Here is a 2969-nt window from a genome sequence, read left to right on the forward strand (position 1 = left end):
TCGAGGATCGCGACGACCGGGATGCCGAGCGTGTTGGCCTCCTTGATCGCGAGCTCTTCCTTGTTGGCGTCGATCACGAACATCACGTCCGGAATGCCGCCCATATCGCGGATGCCGCCGAGCGACAGCTCGAGCTTGTCCTTCTCACGGGTGAGCTGGAGCACTTCCTTCTTGGTAAGGCCGACGACCTCGCCGGTCAGCTGCTCTTCGAGCGTCTTGAGGCGCTTGATCGAGTTGCTGATGGTCTTCCAGTTGGTGAGCATGCCGCCCAACCAGCGATGGTTGACGAAATGCTGGCCCGAACGGCGCGCGGCATCGGCGACGGCTTCCTGCGCCTGGCGCTTGGTGCCGACGAACAGGACTTTGCCGCCCGAGGCGACCGAGGAGCTGATGAATTCGAGCGCACGTGCGAACAACGGCACAGTCTGCGACAGATCGAGGATGTGGACGCCGTTGCGGTCGCCGAAGATGTAAGGCTTCATCTTCGGGTTCCAGCGGTGGGTCTGGTGTCCGAAATGTGCACCAGTCTCGATGAGCTGCTGCATGGTGACGACGGGTGCCGCCATAGGGATAACTCCTTCCGGTTGAGCCTCTGGGAAGCGGATGACGCTGCGATCCGGGGATCGACGCGCACCGGGCTATGATGCTTCCCATGCGGGTTGAGGCGCGGCGCTTAGCTCAGGAAGGAGCGGATTGCAACGCAGGATAGCACTTGACACTTAGAACATAGCTGGAACATAACACGTTCATACCATGACCCAGCCTGCACAATCTGCGGTTTGCACGCGGGATCGGAGCATGTCGGGGAACCGGTTGAGAAGTCACGGGTTTGCAAAGTTATCCACAGGCGTTTGCAGATGCCTGCCAAGGGGAAATACCATGGTTGCAGTTTTCAGCTTGATGATCTTCGGCGGTGCATTCGCAACGGCCGCAATGGTGATCGCGTCCTCGATCGCACCCCAATGGCAGCGGATCATGTCGCTCGCATCGGGCCATGTCGAACCAAGCTTCTCGCCGCTCGCAAAGCTCGCCACCGCCGAGCAGCGGATCGCGGTCAGGCGCTGGGCGTCGGCACCGGTTCCCGCCCCGCTGCGCCGGTTGCGCGAAGCCGCTTGACCCGCGTGTAGCTGGCGATGCTGAATGGTATCGTCAGCAGATAGATGAGGCAGATGGCGCTGAGCGTGTGCCATGGCGCCGACACCAGCGCCGCTCCCAACAGCACGACCCCCGCGATCGCCTCGAACCGGACGGTGCGACGTAGCCGAAGCGAACTCCACGAGAAGGTGGCGATGCTCGACACCATGAGCACCGCGACGAACGCGACCCAGGGTGCGACGAGGTAAGGCGAGGCGAAGAACGGCTCGTCGGTGCAGAACCACAGATAAAGCGGCAGCATCGCCAGGCCTGCGCCTGCGGGCGCGGGAACGCCGGTGAGGAAGCCTGCGGACTTGTGGGGCTGCTCGGTCGTGTCGATCTGCGCATTGAAGCGCGCGAGGCGAAGCGCACAGAACACCGCGAGCATCAGCGAGGCGACCCAGCCGACGCGCGGCAGCGCCGCCAGCGACCAGAGATACATGATCAACGCGGGCGCGACACCGAACGAGATCGCGTCCGAAAGCGAATCGAGCTCGGCACCGAAGCGGCTTTCGCCGTGCAGCATCCGCGCGATGCGGCCGTCGAGCCCGTCGAGCACGCCGGCGACCATGATCATCGACGCTGCACTGTGCCAGTCTCCGCCGATCGCGAAGCGGACTCCGCTCAAGCCCGAGCACAGCGCCAACGCGGTGACCGCATTGGGCGCGACCGCGCGCAGCGGCAGGCCGCGCGGGGTGCGACGGATCCGGCGCAGCGGGCGCTCGACCGGTTCGATCACAAAGATCGGCCCGTGAAAGAAGGTTGGCCCGCGAAAAGCGTCACTGCGACAATCCCTTCATCGGCAAACCGCCGACCCTACCGATCACGGTTTCGCCCGCGATGCTGCGCTGGCCGGGTATGATCTGGGGCACGATGTCGTCGGGCAGGAACACGTCGACGCGACTACCAAAGCGGATCAGCCCGACGCGCTGGCCGGTCGCGACCATGTCCCCCGGCTTGACGAAGCCGACGATGCGACGCGCGACCAGCCCGGCGATCTGGGTCAGGCCGATGCGACGCCCGTCGCGGCCTTCGACGACGATGTGCTGGCGCTCGTTCTCCTCGGACGCCTTGTCGAGATCGGCATTGAGAAACTTGCCGGAGATGTAGACGACCTGCCGGATCGTGCCCGCGATCGGGGTGCGATTGATGTGGACGTCGAATACCGACATGAAGATCGACACGCGGATCATCGGTGTGTCGCCGAGCTCGCCGATCAGTTCGCGCGGGATAGGCACCCGCTGGACCATCGTCACCAGCCCGTCGGCGGGCGCGACGATGATCCCGTCGCCCTGCGGTGTGGTACGTACCGGATCGCGGAAGAACACCGCCACCCACGCGGCGACCGCAAGGAACGGCCAGAACAATACCTTGGTGAGGATCGTCGCGAACAGTGTGATGCCGAGCGCGATGGCGACGTACTTGTAACCCTCCGGATGGACCGCGGGGAAACGCCACTTGATCGTCGTAGTCGAAACCGGCGGCGTCGTATGGATCGGGATGGAACCCTGGGGTGTCACCGGTGCCGATGTGACCGAGCCCGATGAAGCCGGCAACGTCGGCACGGCTGGCGGAATCGGGCGAGTCGGCGGTGTCGGGACGTTATCGAAGGATGACATCGGGCCGGTCTAACCGCGCGCGCAAGCGGTTACAACGGCGGACGACCCGGCCCGCGGCGCTGACGACCCGGCCTGCGACGTCGCGGGCCGGTTGAATCAACGCCCGCTCTTCCTTAGACGCTGGCAAAACCCCCTCCCCCCAAGGATGCTGTAGAATGGCGAAGATCAAGGTGAAGACGCCCGTCGTGGAGATCGACGGCGACGAGATGACGCGGA

At 64.5% G+C, this 2969-nt stretch carries 5 protein-coding genes; all 5 read right to left on the reverse strand.

Going from position 1 to position 2969, the window contains the following annotated elements; genetic code table 11:
• The coding region (gene rpsB, locus ACFE77_RS16335) for a 30S ribosomal protein S2 (RefSeq protein ID WP_375422702.1) at positions 1-566 on the reverse strand (566 nt) is incomplete at its 3' end.
• A gap of 255 nt (positions 567-821) precedes the next feature.
• Positions 822-1034 (reverse strand): hypothetical protein, encoded by a 213-nt coding sequence (locus ACFE77_RS16340; protein ID WP_375422703.1) that lies wholly within the window; start codon positions 1032-1034, stop codon positions 822-824.
• A gap of 20 nt (positions 1035-1054) precedes the next feature.
• The gene (locus ACFE77_RS16345; RefSeq protein ID WP_375422704.1) at positions 1055-1873 is read right to left on the reverse strand and encodes a CDP-alcohol phosphatidyltransferase family protein; all 819 of its coding nucleotides are present in this window, start codon (positions 1871-1873) and stop codon (positions 1055-1057) included.
• Between the two features lie 40 nt (positions 1874-1913).
• Positions 1914-2654: a phosphatidylserine decarboxylase gene (locus ACFE77_RS16350; RefSeq protein WP_375422705.1), complete on the reverse strand. Its 741-nt coding sequence runs from the start codon at positions 2652-2654 to the stop codon at positions 1914-1916.
• 82 nt (positions 2655-2736) lie between these two features.
• Positions 2737-2969, reverse strand: a 233-nt coding sequence (locus ACFE77_RS16355) for a hypothetical protein (protein ID WP_375422706.1), incomplete at its 5' end; no start/stop codon positions are given.

The organism is uncultured Sphingomonas sp. (assembly GCF_964243315.1).
GTDB lineage: Bacteria > Pseudomonadota > Alphaproteobacteria > Sphingomonadales > Sphingomonadaceae > Sphingomonas.